Source organism: Vibrio sp. 1069 (assembly GCF_033340555.1).
Map to the genome: position 1 here is coordinate 1 of NZ_JAWOWP010000734.1, position 565 is coordinate 565.

Consider the following 565-nt stretch of genomic DNA (forward strand, 5'->3'; position numbering starts at 1 on the left):
CGCTGTGCCACTGGACTGCCGATGATGCCGCCAATCACCAAGCCAAACGTCGCAGATGCCATCGCAACCTCAAGTACGTTATGTAGCCCGTACATATCTTGGAAAGTCTGCGACCAAGCTGCGCCTGTTCCGTGACCACCAGAAAGCGTAATAGAACCCGCAATTAACCCCATTAGCGGATCTAAGCCCAATGCGGTCGCCAAAGACACACCAACGGCGTTTTGAATAAGAATGTACGCTGATGCCACCGCGAGAAAAATAAACACCTTCGCACCACCTTTGATCAGCTGGGTGTAGTTTGCCGCTAATCCAACGGTGGCAAAAAACATCAACATAAAGGTGTTTTGCAGTGGTAAATCGAAGGATAAATCAACGCCATTAAAGTGCATTGCGGTAATCACACAGGCGATGACTAACCCACCAACAATCGGTTCTGGGATATTGAATTTTTTTAAAATTGGAAGTTTGGTGTTGATAAATTGCCCTAGGAACAACACACAAATAGCGACGAGAAACGACTCCTGTGGGCCGATTGAAATAACATGATTCATAAAACCTCTTTTTT

The 565-nt window shown here is 46.0% G+C and carries 1 protein-coding gene; it reads right to left on the reverse strand.

Annotated features, from left to right (window positions below; all coding sequences use genetic code 11):
• Positions 1–551, reverse strand: a 551-nt coding sequence (locus R7040_RS28745; protein WP_318097933.1) for a sodium/glutamate symporter, incomplete at its 3' end; no start/stop codon positions are given.
• Positions 552–565: the final 14 nt, after the last annotated feature.